This is a genomic window from Carnobacterium sp. FSL W8-0810, from assembly GCF_038007125.1.
GTDB lineage: Bacteria > Bacillota > Bacilli > Lactobacillales > Carnobacteriaceae > Carnobacterium_B > Carnobacterium_B inhibens.
Genome location: NZ_JBBOWO010000001.1, coordinates 1585049 through 1604141, shown reverse-complemented (window position 1 = coordinate 1604141; position 19093 = coordinate 1585049). Strand labels below are relative to the sequence as shown.

Annotated in this window: 19 protein-coding genes; 3 read left to right on the top strand and 16 right to left on the bottom strand. The window is 36.3% G+C overall.

The features are described 5' to 3' along the window. The 6 genes from NST49_RS07715 to NST49_RS07690 all read right to left on the bottom strand — a co-directional run bounded on the left by NST49_RS07715 (nucleotide 1) and on the right by NST49_RS07690 (nucleotide 5467). Entirely contained in the window at nucleotides 1-1482 is a 1482-nt protein-coding gene (locus NST49_RS07715) for a sugar ABC transporter ATP-binding protein (RefSeq protein ID WP_341047906.1), read from the bottom strand. Between the two features lie 12 nt (nucleotides 1483-1494). After that, nucleotides 1495-1893: a D-ribose pyranase gene (rbsD, locus tag NST49_RS07710; protein ID WP_023178303.1), complete on the bottom strand. Its 399-nt coding sequence runs from the start codon at nucleotides 1891-1893 to the stop codon at nucleotides 1495-1497. Beyond that, a complete protein-coding gene (gene rbsK / locus NST49_RS07705) occupies nucleotides 1868-2773 on the bottom strand; it encodes a ribokinase (protein ID WP_341047904.1) in 906 nt (301 codons plus the stop codon). Before rbsK ends, rbsD begins: the two co-directional genes overlap by 26 nt. Next, nucleotides 2766-3749: a LacI family DNA-binding transcriptional regulator gene (locus NST49_RS07700; RefSeq protein ID WP_341047902.1), complete on the bottom strand. Its 984-nt coding sequence runs from the start codon at nucleotides 3747-3749 to the stop codon at nucleotides 2766-2768. The genes rbsK and NST49_RS07700 overlap by 8 nt, the downstream gene beginning before the upstream one ends. 256 nt (nucleotides 3750-4005) lie before the next feature. Continuing rightward, complete coding sequence (locus tag NST49_RS07695) at nucleotides 4006-4527, bottom strand: dihydrofolate reductase family protein (protein ID WP_341047898.1); 522 nt, start codon at nucleotides 4525-4527, stop codon at nucleotides 4006-4008. 58 nt (nucleotides 4528-4585) lie between these two features. Further along, entirely contained in the window at nucleotides 4586-5467 is an 882-nt protein-coding gene (locus NST49_RS07690) for a VOC family protein (protein ID WP_341047896.1), read from the bottom strand. Between the two features lie 283 nt (nucleotides 5468-5750). Between NST49_RS07690 and NST49_RS07685 the strand changes: the two genes are divergently transcribed. Then, on the top strand, nucleotides 5751-6683 hold the full coding sequence (locus NST49_RS07685) for a competence protein ComK (protein WP_341047895.1): 933 nt from the start codon (nucleotides 5751-5753) through the stop codon (nucleotides 6681-6683). Nucleotides 6684-6724: 41 nt separating this feature from the next. Here the strand turns inward: NST49_RS07685 and NST49_RS07680 are convergent, their stop codons facing one another. The 4 genes from NST49_RS07680 to NST49_RS07665 all read right to left on the bottom strand — a co-directional run bounded on the left by NST49_RS07680 (nucleotide 6725) and on the right by NST49_RS07665 (nucleotide 11081). After that, nucleotides 6725-7270, bottom strand: coding sequence for a sigma-70 family RNA polymerase sigma factor (locus NST49_RS07680; RefSeq protein ID WP_341047893.1), 546 nt, complete (start codon nucleotides 7268-7270; stop codon nucleotides 6725-6727). A 145-nt stretch (nucleotides 7271-7415) separates the two neighbouring features. Then, nucleotides 7416-8807, bottom strand: coding sequence for a hypothetical protein (locus NST49_RS07675; protein ID WP_341047892.1), 1392 nt, complete (start codon nucleotides 8805-8807; stop codon nucleotides 7416-7418). Nucleotides 8808-8948: 141 nt separating this feature from the next. Beyond that, nucleotides 8949-10394, bottom strand: a complete 1446-nt coding sequence (locus NST49_RS07670) for an amidase (RefSeq protein WP_445662730.1) — start codon at nucleotides 10392-10394, stop codon at nucleotides 8949-8951. Nucleotides 10395-10856: 462 nt separating this feature from the next. Then, nucleotides 10857-11081: a hypothetical protein gene (locus NST49_RS07665; RefSeq protein ID WP_023178320.1), complete on the bottom strand. Its 225-nt coding sequence runs from the start codon at nucleotides 11079-11081 to the stop codon at nucleotides 10857-10859. Between the two features lie 229 nt (nucleotides 11082-11310). Between NST49_RS07665 and NST49_RS07660 the strand changes: the two genes are divergently transcribed. Both NST49_RS07660 and NST49_RS07655 read left to right on the top strand, forming a co-directional pair. After that, complete coding sequence (locus NST49_RS07660) at nucleotides 11311-12231, top strand: helix-turn-helix domain-containing protein (RefSeq protein WP_341047887.1); 921 nt, start codon at nucleotides 11311-11313, stop codon at nucleotides 12229-12231. 261 nt (nucleotides 12232-12492) lie between these two features. Beyond that, on the top strand, nucleotides 12493-14211 hold the full coding sequence (locus tag NST49_RS07655) for an IS1182 family transposase (RefSeq protein WP_341047884.1): 1719 nt from the start codon (nucleotides 12493-12495) through the stop codon (nucleotides 14209-14211). A gap of 45 nt (nucleotides 14212-14256) precedes the next feature. Here the strand turns inward: NST49_RS07655 and NST49_RS07650 are convergent, their stop codons facing one another. The 6 genes from NST49_RS07650 to NST49_RS07625 form a co-directional block, all read right to left on the bottom strand. Next, entirely contained in the window at nucleotides 14257-14538 is a 282-nt protein-coding gene (locus tag NST49_RS07650; RefSeq protein WP_341047882.1) for a hypothetical protein, read from the bottom strand. A gap of 326 nt (nucleotides 14539-14864) precedes the next feature. Then, on the bottom strand, nucleotides 14865-15785 hold the full coding sequence (locus NST49_RS07645; protein WP_341047881.1) for a nuclease-related domain-containing protein: 921 nt from the start codon (nucleotides 15783-15785) through the stop codon (nucleotides 14865-14867). Nucleotides 15786-16278: 493 nt separating this feature from the next. Further along, a complete protein-coding gene (locus NST49_RS07640; RefSeq protein ID WP_341047879.1) occupies nucleotides 16279-16728 on the bottom strand; it encodes a PTS sugar transporter subunit IIA in 450 nt (149 codons plus the stop codon). Continuing rightward, a complete protein-coding gene (locus tag NST49_RS07635; protein ID WP_341047877.1) occupies nucleotides 16725-17627 on the bottom strand; it encodes a hypothetical protein in 903 nt (300 codons plus the stop codon). Before NST49_RS07635 ends, NST49_RS07640 begins: the two co-directional genes overlap by 4 nt. A gap of 19 nt (nucleotides 17628-17646) precedes the next feature. After that, nucleotides 17647-18150: a PTS system mannose/fructose/N-acetylgalactosamine-transporter subunit IIB gene (locus NST49_RS07630; protein WP_341047875.1), complete on the bottom strand. Its 504-nt coding sequence runs from the start codon at nucleotides 18148-18150 to the stop codon at nucleotides 17647-17649. Nucleotides 18151-18194: 44 nt separating this feature from the next. Further along, entirely contained in the window at nucleotides 18195-19073 is an 879-nt protein-coding gene (locus NST49_RS07625; RefSeq protein WP_341047874.1) for a PTS system mannose/fructose/sorbose family transporter subunit IID, read from the bottom strand. Between the last annotated feature and the right edge of the window lie 20 nt (nucleotides 19074-19093).

Sequence of the window (19093 nt, the reverse complement as noted above, 5' to 3'; positions counted from 1 at the left end):
TTAGTACCCTCCCGTTGCGAGTTTCATTATTTTTTCTTCGGTTGCTTCTGTTTTGCTTAATTCTCCTGCGATATGTCCTTCATGAACCACAATGATTCGATCACTTACCCCAAGAATTTCAGGTAAATCACTTGAAACCATGATGATGGCTACGCCTCTATCAGCTAATTCATTCATCAATTGATAAATTTCACGTTTCGCTCCGACGTCCACACCTCGAGTTGGTTCATCCAAGATCAAGACTTTTGATCCGATACCGATCCATTTTGCTAATACCACTTTTTGTTGATTTCCGCCTGACAAACTAGAGACACTGTCAAATTGGTCTTCTGCTTTAACGTGCAAACGTTCCATTAACAGTTGTGCAAAATCTGCTTCTGCTTTTGTATCGATCAAACCTTTTTTACTAAATCCGTCGATCGAAGGTAAGCTGATGTTGTCACGAATTGAATAATCTAAAATCAACCCTTCTTCTTTTCGGTTTTCTGTTAAGAAACCGATGCCTTGTTGAATAGCCATACTTGGATTCTTAATAGTTATTTTTTCACCTTCAAGATAAATTTCACCTTGTTCTAGTTCATCGATTCCAAACAGGCTACGCATGATTTCTGTTCTTCCAGCACCCATTAAACCTGAAAAACCAACGATTTCGCCTGATTTCACAGTAAAGGAAATATTTTCAAATCGATTTTCTTGCGACAAACCTTTTGTTTCAAATACAACTTCTCCAATTTTAGAATGCTTGGATGGGTAATAATCTTCCAAATCACGACCAACCATTTTGCGTACCACTTCATCATTGGTAGTTTTTTTAGTCATGGACGTGTCAATCGATACTCCATCGCGCATAACGGTGATACGGTCACTAATTTTAAAAATCTCTTCCATTCGGTGAGAGATATAAATAATGGCTACTTTCTTCTTTTTCAATGTCGCTATAATACCGAACAACACATCGATCTCTCTTTCAGTTAACGCAGCTGTTGGTTCATCCATAATGATGACTTGCGCATTGGTCATCAATGATTTGGCAATTTCGATCATTTGCTGTTGACCAACTGAGAGTGTTTTGACATCTGTATCTAAATCAATATGGACCCCCAACTCTTCGAACGTCGCGTCAGCAAGCGCTCTCATTTCTTTGGTTTTGATCCATCCCATTTTATTTTTAAGCTCTTTCCCAATAAATAAATTCTCCAATACCGTCATTTCTGGCCAAGTATTCATTTCTTGGTGAATAAAACTTACTCCATGTTCTTCTGCTTCTTTAGGATTCTCAAAGCGTTTGTTTTCTCCATTGATTCTAATTTCACCAGCATCTGCTTTATGCAGTCCAGTCAAAATATTCATTAGTGTAGATTTACCGGCCCCATTTTCTCCCATCAGTGCATGAACTTCGCCAGCTTGAATATCGAAGTACACTCCTCTTAGAACTGAATTGTTGCCAAAACTTTTTTTTATGCCTGTCATTTTCACTTCCATCTGACACACCTCCTAAAATAAAACACCCGATTGCAAGATTATATTGGAATAAGGTGTTGCCTCACCTGTGCGAATAACTGCTTTTACATCTTTTAATTGTTCTTTAAACTCTTCATGGCTAACGTAAGAAATACGTTCATTTTCCGTTAACTCTGCTTTTACTGCTGCAAGTTGGCCGGCATTTTGTTCTTTGATCTCTTCCGCTAATACGACCGCTTCTACTTTCATATCACTTAAGACAACTTGTAAGACAGAGATAAAAGCAGGTTCAGACAACGTCAATGCTAAATCAATTTTTTTCACGCCATCCGGTACAGGTAAACCCGCATCTCCAATCGCGATTTTATCCGTGTGACCTAAGTCTGTTAATACTTTTGCAATCTCACTATTCAATATGCCATGTTTTTTCATAATGTTCACTCTCTTTCATTTCTATTAGTGAAGGCATTCCACCTTGAGCACCAAATTTTTGGATGGATAATGATGCCGCTAAATTTCCGAATCGAATACTGGATTCCAAATCCAGCCCTGCTGTAAGCGCCACTGCAAATGCGCCGTTAAATGTGTCTCCGGCACCTGTTGTGTCGACTGGTGTAACGGTATAAGAAGAAATCTGTTTTTCACTCGTACCATCATGATAATAGACACCCTTAGATCCCATCGTTATGATCAACTGATTCGGATATTTTGCTAGTCCTTCAGAAATCGTTAGTTCTGGGAAAAGCAATTTAAATTCACTTTCATTAGGTGTTAGATACGTTGCTTTTTCTAATACACTTTGGTTAACTTTTCTAGCAGGAGCTGGATTATAGATTACCTTTACGCTAAATTCGTAGCACATTTCAATAATTTGGTCTACCACTTCTTGCGGCAATTCATTTTGAACGACAACGATCGTGCTTGTTTTAATCAGTTCGCTTAGCCCTTCAATTCTTTTGGTACCGATGGCATTATTCGCTCCAGGAATGTACACGATGCTGTTATCTCCATCAACGATCGTGATATGAGCTGATCCAGATGGAACATGTGTAACGGGTTCCACATAGTCTACATGAATATTATTTGTTGAAAGATTTGCCAATAGTTCGGTTGCAAAAATATCTGTTCCAACGGTTCCCGCCATATAAACGTCTCCACCTAAACGAGCACTTGCAACTGCTTGGTTAGCTCCTTTACCGCCAAAGGTCGTATTAAATTCCTTTCCGGTGATGGTTTCCCCAACTTCTGGTCTTTTATCAGCTGTCACTACAAAATCTGTAGAGATGCTTCCGATTACGGTAATTTTACTCATCTTCATCCTTCTTTCTTACTGATTCTCTAATTTTTAATGTTACAGGTAATTGGATACGACTCACTTCAACAAATCCTTTTTCAAGAATATCACATAAAAGCTTTGCACCTCTATACCCAATTTCATAAGCCGGTTGAGCAATAGTAGCCAATCCCGGATACATCATTCTGCTAAAAGGCATATCATCATACCCAATGATTTGAACATCTTCGGGAATACGACGGCCTCTCTTTAAAGCTTCTTTCATCACAGCTATAGCATAAACATCATTAGAAGCAATGACGCTATCAACGTTTGGGTATGTGTCAAAAAATTGTTCAGCAGTCTGTTCGGCTAATTCAAACTTGAAACTAGACGTTTGAAATATCTGATAGTCCAATTGATGGTCTTTTAAAACTTTTTGATTTCCAGCTAAACGAGCAGCTGAACTCGGTACTTCTTTTGGCCCAACCATAATGACGATTTCTTTGGGATCTCTGGAAACAATTGCTTCTGCAGCCATCATTCCGCCTGTATAATCATCTGAATGAACTGAAAAATTTTGATCACTTTCTACTCTGTCTAATAACACAAAAGGCATATTTTGGAGATCTTTTATATCACCTTGAACGGCTGAAATAACTCCCGCTATATTGTTTTGTGCGAAGATCTTTAAGTAATCTTTTTCTTTTTCAAGGTCATCTTCGACATTGCCTAACAATAAGCTATAACCTCGTTGATTAACGCCATCTTCTACCCCTTTAGCAATCAAAGGAAAAAATGGGTTAGCAATATCCGGTAACAATAAGCCTATTAATTTTGATTTCTTTTGGTACAACGACCGTGCCACTTCATTAGGATAAAAGTTCAGCTCTTTTACAGCTGATTCTACTTTTTTTCGAGCTTCTTCACTGACATAGCCACTATTATTCAATGCTCTTGAAACAGTCGCTACCGATACGCCGGCCAATTTGGCTACTTCTTTTATCGTTGTCATGTTTTCACTCACCCTTCTGAACTAATGTGGAACCGATTACATACAAATAATAGCACCTCAATAAAAATTATGCAAGCGTTTTACATAAAAGAATTTTGTTTTTTAATCTATTCCCATTATTATACCTAATTTACCCATTATTGGAAGGTTCTATTTTCTAAACCGATTAAATAAGTCAGTCATTCGACTTTTAACATGAACGGCAGCAAAAAGACATTCAATTACTCTTTTGAATGTCTTTTCATATCTATTAACTTCACCTGTTCACATACTTTAAAATAACAATTCCATTATCTATCATATACTCTTCTAATTTAAGTTCAATTGGAGGGTGGCCGCCATAAAATAAAGGCCTGCCTTTTCCTAAAATCACTGGTATCACCCCAATAATATATTCATCAATACAATCCACTTTTAAAAATGCATTGATCAGTTGACCACCGCCAAATAACATAATATCTTTTCCTAGCTTTTGCTGTTCTTCTTTTATTACTTCAACGATTTCACTGCTGCAAAACTTGAGGTTGTCGTAATCAGAAATACTCGAATGGGTTGCTATATAAACCGTTTTATCTGCAAATTCCAAATGCATATCTTGCTCATAGCATCTTTTTCCCATTACTACAATGTCAATATCCTCTAAAAGCATTTCATAATTATAAGGATTATCTGTGTTTAATGAACTGTCCTCATATCCTTTTATCCAATCGAAGCTGCCATCTTCATTAGCGATAAAACCATCTAGGCTCATTGCTAAATTCATAATGATTTTTCTCATTAGTTCCAACTCCTTTTTAACCACTATCTAATCTCATGTTTTAAATTAGGATGATTTATTACTCTTCGGACGCTCTTTTTAATTCAGCGATATCAAATTTTTTCATTTTAAGAAAAGCCTGTGTTACACGATTCAGTTGCTCCGTATCTTTTGTGCTCATCAACTCATTCATATTAGCTGGGACAATTTGCCACGATACACCAAATTTATCCTTTAACCATCCACATTGCTCCGCCTCAGGTACATAAGATAGTTTGTCCCAATAGTAATCAATTTCTTCTTGAGTCTCGCAGTTTACAATAAACGAAACGGATTCGTTAAATTTATAGTCATGTGTTATTCCGCTATCCATTGCGACGAAATTTTGTCCTTCAAGATTAAATAAGCCATATTGGACTTTTCCGCCTTGCCCTTGCGGATCATCCTCAGCATAGTAGTCAAATCCATCAATCGCAGCATTAGGAAATACAGAGGTATAAAATTCCATGGCTGCTTTAGCTTTTCCATATTGTTCGTCTGTAAACAATATGGAAGGAGTGATTTTTTGCGCTATGGGTTGATCGGGCAAATAAATAATTTGCCATGAAAGACCATATTTATCTTCTGTCCAGCCATATTTTTCACTAAAAGGATAGGCTTCCAGTGGCATAAGAACGTTGCCGCCCTTTGACAATTGTTGCCATAACCGATTGACTTCTGCTAGCGTGCTGCACATTACTTGAAGGGATATCAACGGTGTAAATTTAAAAAATGGTCCAGCTGATATAGACATAAAGGATTGGCCAGCAATTGTCATCGTTACTGTTTCCGCAGTTCCTGAAGGAGTATCGTAAATTTTTGTCTTACTATCAATCGAAGACTGTTCGAATAAAGACGTGTAGAGTTCTGCTGCTTCTCCAGCCTCTTTGTCATACCAAAAATGAGAAACAATTTTTTGCATAAATAAAGCCTCCTTGTATCTATAGTTATGTAGCAACCAAATTTTACTTTTGCATCAACCTAGTTTGATTGAGTATACGGTACATAGAAAAATTTGTAAAAATATCTTTCTTGTTCATTTTAAATCGTTTTCATTTTTAAACAGGAATTAAAGGAAAGGAATTAAAAAACGATAATAATTTAATTATAAAGATGAGAATCTAAGTGCTGCACGATATGAAAACGATTACAATATCAGTATGTTAGTTTTTTAACAAATAGCTTAATGGAATGGGGACAGAAGAATGAAAGAAGATTTTGAACGCAATCAATATCTAACGTATTACAGCAAGTGGCGAAACGGTTATTTTCAACTTAATGATACCATACCCTCAAAGAAACCTGCTTATTATTTAGACGAAGTTTGTGAATCACAGTACTCTTACAAAACGACTTGGTATCGAAATACAATCAATCCATTATCCATTACAGATCATAGTCTTTCATCTTCACTCGCCATTGCTTTTGAGCAAACACATATCTTATTAAATTCAAAATCATTTTACATAAAAGATATTCGAGACGTTCAAGAAACGCCGTTTAATACTATCGTTTTCCAACTAGATGAGCCTCCTTTAAAAACAAAAGAAGAATCACGCACCATCATGAACCGATACTTCAGTCAAAAGCCCTTAGATTACACCTATATTCAGCATATTGGAAAAAGTTTAGGCTTTCATCACCGCTGTCCGTTTGTTTCTGGTGACGAAATATTTGTGCCTGAAAAAGGAGCCGCCAATGTCTCAACCAGTTGGTATGGACTGCACCACGTTCTCACAGCTGTTGAAAATAAAAAAGAAAATTGTATGCAAGTAACTTTTAGAAATCATCATGAATTGCAGCTTATCGTTTCAGCTCATAGTTTTTATGATCAAGTAGAGCGTTCAGCTGTCCTTTCGCATCTTCTGCATGCAGTAGTCGATGAACTGCTCAGCAATTACGGTCATACCCTTGCGCCTTACTTTTCACAAGAACTAAATGTTGTCCAGAGACGCCTGAAGAACCCTACTTTTGCTTCCGTCTTTTTTTCATTAGATAAAGTTATGGTCTTTTTATCCAATTACAAGGCACAAGATATTCTCGTTAAAGTTCTGGGAGAAGAAAATCCTTACCTTGATGAAGTTAGAGATCATTTTAGAGGTACCCTAACAAACAATCCATCCTTTCCTAAAGATTAAACAAAAACGCTTAGACCAAAAATTTGGTCTAAGCGTTTTTTTCAGTCTTTTAAAATAAGTAAAAAGTGGGACAGCTTTTCCGCCACTCTTTTCTTCCATTGGTAGACCGTTTTGCGGCTAACACCTTGTTTTTTTGCGATCTCTGTAACCGATAAACGATAGACGACCGCGTCTAATAAATAAGCTTGTTCATTTTTGGTTAATAACGGCAGCATTTCTTTCAATAGATCCATTTCTTGGTAAGCTTGTTCAAAAGGCGTATGCATATCCGGTTGATTTTTTTCTAGATCTTCTGGCCAAGACATTTCATTTGCCCACTTTCGCTGCTGTTTTCTTAACAAATCGAGCATATGCCACTGTACTTTTTTATAAGCAAATCCGGTAAATTGATACAAAAATTCTGCTTGTTCCAAATCTTGTGGAAACGTTTCATAAGCTTCCATCAACTTTAATAGACCTTGCTGCACAAAATCATCGTAGTCCGAGTGCATTCGACTTACTCCTAATTTCTTCAAAACTCCATGTACGATTCCGGCATGTTGATCGAAAAAAGCTCTTTCGTTGTCTTCGCTTAATGTTCTAATCATTAATTTCAAACCCTTCAAATGGTGTTACAAGGCCTTGTACACGTACAGCTTACCCAGTTTGTGTAAAATCAGCAATGAAACAAACACGACAAAAAAACCTTCAAACTTTCTTTTCTCAGAAAGTTTGAAGGCAAAAGAGCTCGGTTTAAAATTTAAAGATAAATCCATTGATCAGAACAAAAGCTGCAACTACTATCAGCAACGTTCCATTGGAAAAGATCGTCGATTCTGACTCTTCTTGACTGTTTTTTTCTTCGGCTTTAGGAGAAGATTCCATTGATTGGATTGATTCATTTGCTGCTGTCTTTTTTTCACTATTATCGTTTGGCTTCTGTTCTTTTTTTAATACATCATCTAGCACATTTGTTTCTAATAAATCATCTCTTTGCTTCTTGGGTGCAAATGGTTTTACCAATGGAAGGTCTGAATCTTTTTTTCCTACTTGTTCTTCTTGATTCTTTACTGGAACTTCTTCCTCAATGGGTCTAGTGTCTTCTTCTATCGGTTGTTCTACCACTGTAAAGTCTCCAAGTGAAAGATCGGCTTGAAGTAACTTCTCTTTACTGTCCTTTGACTTTTCCAACTGCTGGATGTTTTCAGTTAATTGATTAATTTGTTTTTGTTGTTCAAGCTCATCCAATTCATCTACACTTTGTGCTTCAGCTAGTTGTTTTTTCAGTTCATCAATTTGGACTTGTACGTTCGCTCTATCGTGTTCGATTACAAATTGATTGTATAATATGAACGGATTACCTTTGCCATCTGTGGCTTGAATAGAATCAATCACCCACTCACCTATCATTTCATTGGTGAAGCTGGAAGATTCACCTTCATAAGCTTTCGTTTCTTCGTTATACATTAATTGAAGCGTGAGTTGCGCATGATTGCCTTCTTCATCTATAGAAGCTATTGAGCGAAAAACGACAGCCCCATTTGTCACTACTGTATTTTCATTTGTCTTTAAACTAAACTGGAGCTTCTCACCAACTTTAACGTCTTTTGGTTCAAATTTGATTGAGGAAAGATCCAGTAAGGCAGAAGGGTGCGCAAGAACTTCAAAATCACTTTGCTTTAGCTCTTGATCCTCATTCATTAAAGGAATCGTTTCTAAAATGAGTGGTTCACTCTCTTGATTCATCCCGATCGCTTGTATCAACTGCCATTGACCGACAGATGTTGAGCCACTTTCTAATTGACCTGTATAACGCTGTGTTTCACTATCATAAGTTAACGTTACTTCTTTTTCAGCTTTTGTTTCATTCGAGTAATAGTTTAATACAATCGTTTCAAAAGCTGGTTCTTCCAAAAGAGTTAAGCTGAAAGTCACTTGTTCTCCAAATCGTGCTTTTTTTGGTTCAACTATGACCTTGTCACTCACAATAAGTGTGTTTTCTGTACCTGCTTCTTCTTTTTCAGTTTCCATTGCTGGAGTGCTTTCTATCTCTTCAGACGGAGCAGCCCAAACAGTTTGGTTGCCATAGTTCACCAGTAGCATTAAGCCTAATACTAAAAGTATGTGCACGAACCTTTTTTTCATTTTTTAAGTATCTTCCATTCTTTATGTAGTCTCTTGATCCCTTAGCTAGTTTAACGCATTCAAAAAGTTAATCAATCATTTTGACGCATTTGACACCAAATAGACAAAGAAAAACTGAGACTTTCATCTCAGTTTCATTCATCAAATAAATTGCCCATCTGCTTCTAATGCTTGCCCAATCATTAACAACCAGTCTTCTCTGCCTTTAGGAGCGGTAAATTGCACACCTAATGGTAAACTAGTCTTGGTTAAATGGACTGGCAGACTAATCGAAGGCTGCCCCGTTAAATTAGCTTGCATGCCAAACGGCGTAATCGGCAGACTTTTGTCAAACATGTCCCAAACAATTTGCTGTTGTTGGCCTGTTGAGAATTCGTGAATGCGACGCATCTGGTCAAGAGTGGCTTCGTCTTGCCATTGAACACCAACTTTTGGAGCAGCTTCTGCAGTAGCTGGAGTCAAGTACAAATCATAGGATTCATTGAAGTTTGCCATCACTTCAGCTGCTTGATCCCAAGTCGTTAAGGTATTAGAATAGCTGGCGGCTGAAATAGATTTCCCGGCATTATACAGTACCCATGTTACCAATTCCATGTCATCAATCGTCAATGGCCGCTGCAAACTTTTTTCAATCCCTTCCATCATCGCTGTTGTTTCACCTGAATTCATCATGTAATACGATTCCATCAATTGAATTCCGTCAATTTCTGGCGTTTTCTCGATTACTTGATGCCCATTCGCTTCTAGCCACTTAACTGTTTTTAACACGGCTTGTTTAGCTTCTTGACTTACAGCAGAATGGATCGGAGATTCAAGCGAAAAAGCTATGCGAAAGGTTTTCGGTTGCGCGTTATGAAGTATTTTTAAATACCCGGCTTCAAATAAAGGCGTTTGAAAAGCTGCAGCTGGTTGAATAACTTGTAAAGCGTCTAACATCGCTGCTGTATCACGCATCGATTTTGTTAAAGCAAAACTGATTGAAGCTCCTTGCCAGCTTCTGCCAACTCCCGGCCCAATCGTTGTACGGCCGCGAGTCGGTTTCAAACCAATTAATCCAGTGAAAGACGCTGGGATGCGAATCGATCCCCCGCCATCACTTGCCCCAGCAATCGGGACCATTCCAGCAGCCACACTTGCTGAAGCACCACCGCTCGAACCGCCTGGAGTATGATCAGGATTCCATGGATTGCGGGCTGGTCCGTACAGTTCGGGCTCCGTAATATTTTTAAAAGCAAATTCAGGGACATTCGTTTGACCAATCACCACAAATCCTGCTTTTTGCAATGCCGTTACATAATGACTTGTAGTTTGAGCGACCGTGTTTTTTAATAACTTTGATCCAGATGTATTGGGCTCCCCTACTAACGATTGACCCAATCCTTTTAATAAAATCGGTACGCCGCCATACACTTGATTGGAAAAATTACGTGACTCTGCTTCAGCCAACGCTTTTTCTTTTCTCGTATGTGTCACAGCGTTCAACAACGGATTTTCTTTTTCAATGATTCGAAAAGATTCTTCAATTAATTCTTTAGAAGACAGTTTTTTCTCGCGTAATTGTTGTGCATAATACAAGCCGTCTTTTATTCGATTTATAGTTTCCACTTTGCTCCCTCATTTCTGTTAATGCTCCTTTTCTACTGTAGCATCGCAAAAAGAGAAAAAGAATAGCTGACAGAACAAACGATTAAAAAAGAGCAACATTCTTCTATTCTTTTAATTTCTATCACCTTAAAAAAACAATTTTGCATTTACAAAAAAAAAGAGCGTTCCTAAAACTAGAACAGCCCTCTCTTTGTCAGATTCTTCAATTAATTACATTCCTTACTGCTTATGATGAGCTCCTTATTTTATGCATAATTATTCACTTACCCTTAAAAAATATTTATTACAGCATTGTTTTTTAACAGACAAATAACGCTTTTAATTTTAGAAAGAGCAACCTTTTTTCATTTGTCATAAATTGTTCATATTTACAAATTCCCAATCATATTTTATGAATTTTTAATCTTATTTGTGTTTATTTATGCTAGAATAACTTGAAATCATTCAGAGATTCATATTTAAAGAAATACGATGAATAATCTGCTCCACATCATTTTTAATCATAATAAATTGTATTTCTTTAGCTAGCCAACTATTTAAATCATCAAACGTATAGTTATTTTTGCGCAATACAGTATCTATGGGACAGTCCAAGACGCCATCAGCGTTGACTAGAACATCCGATTCCTCTACATCTAGTTGAATCGTTTCGTCTCTTCCTATAACCACATAAATATATTTTACTTGTTGATGGACTGCTAGTTTGTCTAGCTGATTTTCATTTGTAATATTCTTTCCCTACTTCCCGGTTCTTTTATAAAAATTAACCGTTTTTAATTATTTATACGCTTATATCTTTAGTTAAACGAGTTTGTTTACTGCTTTATTATACCTGTTACAAACTGGTTTATTACAAAAGGTTATCATAATAACTATGCTATTATTAGGAGGCTGTCAAATGTCTGACATACATGTTCCAATTGGTTCGACTTTAAAAAAAATCAGAGAAAATAAGGGGTATACCCAAAAAGAGATTTCGGATGATACTATGGCTCGTTCAACTTACACAAAGTTTGAAAATGATGATATCACACCTACTCTTTCCAAGTATCTTGCTATACTGGATCATATGGATATGACACACGACGAATTTATCTATATCTTAAATGATTGTGAATTAGGACAAAAAGAAACCATTCTCTATTTATTTAAACAATTAGAAAAAAAACCAACTCGTGAATTGCTCGATGAGATTATTGAAAAGGGCGAAGAATTAGTACGGAAGCGTTACGACCAATTGACAATGGATATTCTTGACGCTTGTCGTGGGTACATTGTTTTATTAGATGAACACGACTTAACAAAAGCGAAGGATTATGCAAAGCAAGTCTGGAAACGCATGGAGACGTTGGATAATTGGTACTTAGCAGAATTGCATATCATGAATAGCATTTTGTATTTATTTGACAGTGAAACTGCCTCTCGCTTAACAGATCGGGCCTTGTCAAATTTAGCTCAATACCCAAATATTGAAGAAACGATCACTTTAAAAATCAGTTTTTTACTGCATGTGACCAATTTGCTGATGATAGATAAAAAATACGAACAAGCTTTATTCTATATTAAGCAAATGGAGACAGAAAGCTCACAAAACGACTGCTCGGTCATGTTGGCTATTTCGTTGGTCCGAAAAGAAGTTTGTATGACTAAAACCGGTGATACATCTGAACCAGGACTCATTGACAGAGCCATTCATATTTTAGATAGTTTGAATAAACATGATTTAAAAGCATTGCTTGAAAAAGACCCAGAGAACTTCTTTAATCTCTATTCAAGCTACCCCAAAGATAAAGTAAAAACTGGGATTTTAATAAGTTGAGACTGGTTTGGAATAAAAAATGAACTTAATTTACACTATTAGCGGTACTGGACAAGTTAGCGAGTAAATCCGCAGAACTTGTCCAGTCTTGTGCTTTTTTGGACAGTAAAAAGGGGCTGGGAAAAAACTCAGTCTCTGAATAAAGAAAATCCCCAACTCTTTCATTTTGAAGGAGTTGGGGATTTTTATCGTTTTAAAAGACACAGTGAGCCAAATACCTTATAATTTAAGTACGACCAAAAACCAAAGGAGTGACTCACCATGTATCAAAATTATAACACAATGGAAACGGCCTTAACACTACAATTGGATTTTACAATCCCGAATGATCATGAAGCCCGCCTCATTAGCCGTTTTGTCGATTCTATTCCTTCGGAATTTCTTCTTGAAGAGACGTCTCATACGGGACGCCCTGCCTTTCATCCCGCCATGCTTTTAAAGATGTGTTTGTTTGCCTATAGTCGCACAACCTTTTCTGGACGCAAAATGGAACGGATGAATGAAGAATCCATTCCTATGAAGTGGTTAACGGGCGATACTTCTGTTAGCTACAAGACAATCAACAACTTCCGTTCAAGCGAGCACGCATCAAAACTCATCAAGTATGCATTCATTCTTTTCACAACACTCTTAAGTGACAACGGCTTGATTCACGAAGACGCGCTCTATATCGATGGTACAAAGATACAAGCCGATGCAAATATTTATAGTTTCACTTGGAAGAAAGCAATCGAACGCTATGAAGCAAAACTCAATGCCAACGTTTCGGAATTGTATGATGAACTCATCCAGGCAAAAGTAAACCTCGCTTTATCGGAAGAGACATTAAAAACGTCGGAAGGCATTGAAGAAATAATCGTTTCCCTGGACAAAGAACTTGTGGCCGTTGAAGCTGCGATTACAGAAGAAAAAGTGATTCCCAAAGGTGGTTCGAAACAGAAGCGACGTCGTCGCATCCTCAAGAAACATCGAAATAAATGCGAAAAAGATTTCTTGCCGCGTAAGCAACGCTATGAAGAAGCAAACGCCACGTTTGAAGGCCGCAACAGTTTCTCAAAAACAGATACAGACGCAACATTCATGTGCATGAAAGAAGATCCGATGAAGAACCGTGAGTTAAAACCGGGTTATAATCTTCAAGTCGCATCGAGCAATCAGTTTGTCATTGCCTATGATATTTTTTCCAATCCGACGGATACACGCACGTTTATCCCTTTTTTAGAATCCATTCAAACGTTAGACTTATTTAAATACATCGCCGCAGACGCCGGTTATGGCAGTGAAGAAAATTACGAGGCGGTTATGGATACCTTTCAGAAAGTACCGCTCATCCCATACGGCATGTATCAGAAAGAGAACAGTAAAGCCTATCGCTCGAATCCTAAACACCGCGCCAACTGGGATTATGACGAGATTGAAGATGCTTATACGGATTTAGACGACGTCCGTTTTAGTTTCTCACATTATAGTACGCAAAATGATAAGAATGGTTTCCGCAGACAATTTAAAGTATACAAGGCTGATGTGGAACAACTGGACGAGACACGCAAGCAACTAGCCAAGACACCGAAAGGTGCCCAACGCCAGACAGCGGTCAACTATAACTGGGAATACTTCAAGCAGCATGCAAAAGAGAACCTTGAAAGCGATCGTGGCAAAGCCATCTACGCACAACGAAAAGTTGACGTAGAAACTGTTTTTGGTCGTATGAAAGGTGTATTTGGCATGCGCAGAACCCATGTCAGAGGCAAGCAAGCCGTTCACAATGACATCGGGATCATGCTTATGAGCATGAATCTTACAAAACTAGCCCTTGAGGCTAGAAGAAAAGCGGATGCTTTTTACAAAAAATCAGTCAAAAATAAAAATCGCAATGAAACAATCAGAATTTTGATTATTTCATTACGATTTTTTTATTTGAGGCTAGTTTTTTCCCAGCCCCTCCGGCTTTTCTATAGCAATAAAAATTCAGGTAAATGAAAAAGGCTGAACTAACTTTGAGTTAGGCAGCCTTTATTTCATTTTTTAATAAGAATCACTTTCCCAGCCATTTGCTTTATATGCATTTACCATATTCTTATTGTGTTCATCGGTTGCATAACTAATTTCTACTGGCCTCAAATGAATATCATACGTATCTTCATTTTTATCAACTGAAATCACTTCAATTTTAGCTGGATCCACAAACATTGAATCTTTAATCAAATCGCCTTTTTGAGGAACGTCCTTTGATTCATAAGGCTTTTTCAACGTAATGATTTTTTCAGGGCTTTTTACATTGATTGTACGATATAGTATCATTTCCATTGTCTTTCCTCCAATAGTTCTGTCTTCAAGTAAATCATATCACAACTTTGGGATTGGTACGAATGGAACACTCATCGAATAGATTACTCCCATAGACAAAGCATTTTTAATTCTTCCTACTGTTGGGAGATCAATTAAAGATTACTCTTAAAATCCGTTTCATCCATTTTCATAAACATACCCTTTGATTTCAACTAGTCACAAAAGAAATAAAATTTTGAATGTTTAACTTATGGTTTATTTTGTACATTTATATTTAACGAGTTTATTATTAAAGATGCTTTATTTGTATGTAACTTATCAATTATTTCATATTAAAAATTCGACTAATTTTTTAATTCGTAATATCTCCATCTACCTGTTCCTTTAGCTGTTAAATGTTGGTTGAAAATATATCTAATTCGGCAAGTAGATAACTGGTTATCACACCATTTACAAATAGCTACTGTAGTAATTTTTTGCTCTGGAAATAATCGTATAAATTCTTGTGCATGTCGAATAACAGTTTGTGAGACGACCTCTTCTTTGCTACAGTATTTACATATACACGTCCTATTTTTTGTGAATATTTCTATAAAAGAACCACAATAAAAACAAGTAACTCCTTTCTTTAACAACTCATATTCATAGTAAGGTACATTATGTAAAGAAAAATCTTCCATATGCATAGGTTTGATTTCTTCGGCAAAACGGTAATGTTTCTGATTTAATCTTCCCGAAATTTCATTAACTGTTGAAAAGTGTGATTTCAACATTCCCGGCAGCACTATTCCACTATCTCTTGGAGCTTGAAACAAAGTAAAGTCGCTATTCACAAAGATAACGAACTTTTTAATAATCCAATTATATCCCATTTGTTCCACTAGTTGACGCAATGCTGATTCCGCATTTTTAATTTGATATTGAGGATCAAATACCTCCTTTTTAGTTCGTTCAAAATACATCTTTTCATTTTCGTAATAATATTCACCTTCAAAATTTTTCACTTCATATACAAAAAGACACTTTGCAGTAATTACCAAAGTATCAAGTTGAAATCTCTTCCCTCTCACCGTTAAATACAAATCATTTAGAACTAGACTCTCGCATTTCAATAGTTTTGTTATAGAATCAAACTTTACTTCCCCTTTGTATCCTTTTACCCAGTTCGCATATTTATTACGGTCATCTCTTGACAAATTCATTCGATTTGCCAAAGACTCCATGACTAATAATCGAAATGGTTTTTCTCTCTCTTTAAAAGCCATCTATCCACAACTCCTATTTTTTAATTTTATTTTTCATAGATACTATACGTAATTCAAGCTACTTTTCGATTAAATAACAAATTACCTCATAATGTAAACCCGTTTTCGAGTCCGTTTATGAGGTAAACCGCCTCTAGCTACTAATCAATGCCAGTTTCTAGTAGCACTTATAAGCTAGATAGGCTCTAGCTTATAAATTCCTTTCAAACTCTTATCCAATTATGAACTAAGACACTGCTACTTCGTAATTTACTTAGATTACTATCTCAACTTATGAAGTAGCACGCTTCTAGTAAACAGTTCACACGGATTTTCGTATTCTATTGCGAGGAAGAACCTCTATAGCTCAAAATAGACATCACTTTTCCGTTAACTTTGTACGGTAGGTTAGCCTTTATTCCAAATGTTGCTCTGAAAGGTATCACATGCAAGATAACCTAAAACAAAAAAAACAAACCTTCTATACAGTTTGTATAAAAGATTTGCTTTTGATTTAGAACTCTTCGTCGTCTTCTTCATCATCTGTATTAGAATCTTCAGCTGACCAGGATACAATTCCTTGCTGAGCTTCGTTGATTACCGAAGCAACCGCATCTTGTATGGAAGAACCAATCATTCGTTGATTGATAGCATCAATGACCATTGGTAGATTGACACCTGCGATAACGTGAATTTTCTTTTGTTGTTCATCTGTAAGTGAATTTACAGCTAAAACGGCTTGATTATACAGACTAGCGCCCGCTAAATCTACAAAAATAATAACACCTTCATTTTGATCGATCGCTTTGATTTCTTTTAAAAATTTTTTATTTAATTCTTGAACATCATCCTCTTGAAACAAGTTTAACGTTTTAATATTATCTGTACTGCCAATAATCAAATCTGCTGCGCTGACTATACCATTACTCATCTTTCCATGAGTAGCGATAATGATTCCAATCATTTACTATTCCTCCCAACTAGTTGTTCCAAAAAATGTAATACCTCATTCATATTCGTATCACTCAGTTGATTTTGCTGTAACTCTTTTTTACTCAATATAAAGTGATCTTTTTCTTTGCTGCCGCTGATGACATACAGTAAGCGATCATTTGTGATATCAGTAGTGACAACTGCCTCTACTGAATTACTAGAGATGGCTAATTTGCGATTACTCATCACTTGGTACAAGTCTTTTTCTGAACCAATACTATCTAACATACAAATAACTGCATCACTTTGTCCCATAACTTTTTCTAAGCCAGCATTATTCGTACAACCTGCGTCTAAAAAAGCAAAGGCTAGCTTTTTATTTTTAAACTGTTTTGTACAATAGAGTTGCGCTAAAACGGAAGATGTATTTCGAATCAAATTATGTTTATTCGGCCATCCTCTAGCTACGCTCTTTAAAAAGTAAAAATAGAGAACATAAAATAAAATACAAAGCAGAGAAAGAATGCTTACTAATGTATTTGTTTGAAATACCGGAACAGCCACTTTCCATGTGAAAAATAACCCGAAAATAATGTATAGAGCAGAAGAAAGAAAAATGAACATCATCGTATTCTTTGCTCGATTTTCTACGTTGAAGAATTGATACGGACCAAGATGAGCTGCTGGAGTATCATAATAGGTGCAAATAATCGTATTTGCTTTTTTTATATCACCAACATAAAGATTTTTATATTCTACTATATCTTTTTCATTCAATTTAAAGGTATCTAGCTCAACATCTGATCGAAATTGGCGTATATCAGCTGATAAACTTTCTAAAAAACGATCTTTTCGTTTTCGTGTATAGCGCTTACCAAAAATTGAATGATAGCGAACATACCAATCTTCTAATTGTTCATCTTGTTCCATCAATTATCATCCTTACTTATTATAAATTAAATTTTGCTAAAACTTCTTTTAAATTAGTTTTTGGGGCAGACGGTGTTGCTTGGAAATAGATATTTTCCACATTATACTTTTCATTCAACTCTTTTAATTTTAAAGCGTCTTCTTTATTTAAATAGACGGATTTTGTAACTAATAGATCACTCTCATCTTTTTGAGCAATACCTCCAATATTTACTTCTTTCATTGGAATACCATACTTCACCAACTCATATATAACATTTACTGTTTTTGAAACCAAAATACAACTGTATTCTTTGAACTCAAATTCGTCCCAATAATATTTGCATTTATCTAGAGTCATAACAATCGTTTTCTGTCCTGTACGCCCTCCAGCACTTTTATATAACCCTTTCATAAATTTATCCTTTGCTACAACATCATCTACAACAAACAATGAATTTACTCCATCGCGTCCAGAAAGTGTTAGCATTACTTGTCCATGAATTAAACGCTCATCTATACGTGCTAAGTTTACTACTCCCATTAATTTCATCTTCCTTTCTTATACTTGTTTCTTTTCTTATCTTATTACAAAATTCCAACTGCAGCTAATACAACTAAGATCAAGGTTAGCCATAGCAATGCTCTAGTAACTTTTAATCCCTTCTTGACATAGTACCAATAGACACCCATCACGGTTGCAAGGGGTAGTAAACCTGGCAAGATAGTATCCAGCGTTTCTTGAAGTATAAATGGCCTTCCAGATATCGCAAATTCCAAAGAGGATGAGACAGTTACATAATTTCCAGCTAGAATTCCCATCATAAACAATCCTAAAATAGATAATAATTCAATAGCATTTTGGACTCCTGCACTTTGCATTAATCCTGTTGCACTTCTACCCATGACAAATCCTTGTCGTGCGAAGAATAAACCGATGAATAATTGATATAGGGCAAAGGCGACAAACGGGAATATGGCTCCTAAAGCTAACCCATTTTGAGCCCAAGGAATAGCAATCGCAATAAAGATATATTGGACCGTTCCTGAGTCAATGGAGTCACCAATACCAGATAATGCTCCCATTAGACCCGCTTTGGTATTGTACATTAAGTCATCTGTCATCGTTATTTCTTCGTTATTGTACTCTTGTTTTGCACGTTCTTGTTCCATTGAAGACATTAGACCAGTTATGATCCCACCACCCCATGTTAATTGGGTATTAAAGAATAATAATTGTCTTTTATATGCTGCACGTAAAGCATCATCTTCTTTGTATAATTTTCTCAAAACTGGCATCATACCATATAGTAACGATGGTGCAAGGTAACGTTCAAACGAATGTGGAATTTCATTAGCAAAATGCCATCTTAGGTAGGCTTTAGAAACATCCTTTTTTGAAATTTCTCCCGGTACTGTTTCTTTATTATTTTCAATAGCAGTTGATTTTTGTGTGTCAGTAGTCATTTTTAGTTCTCCTTTCACTT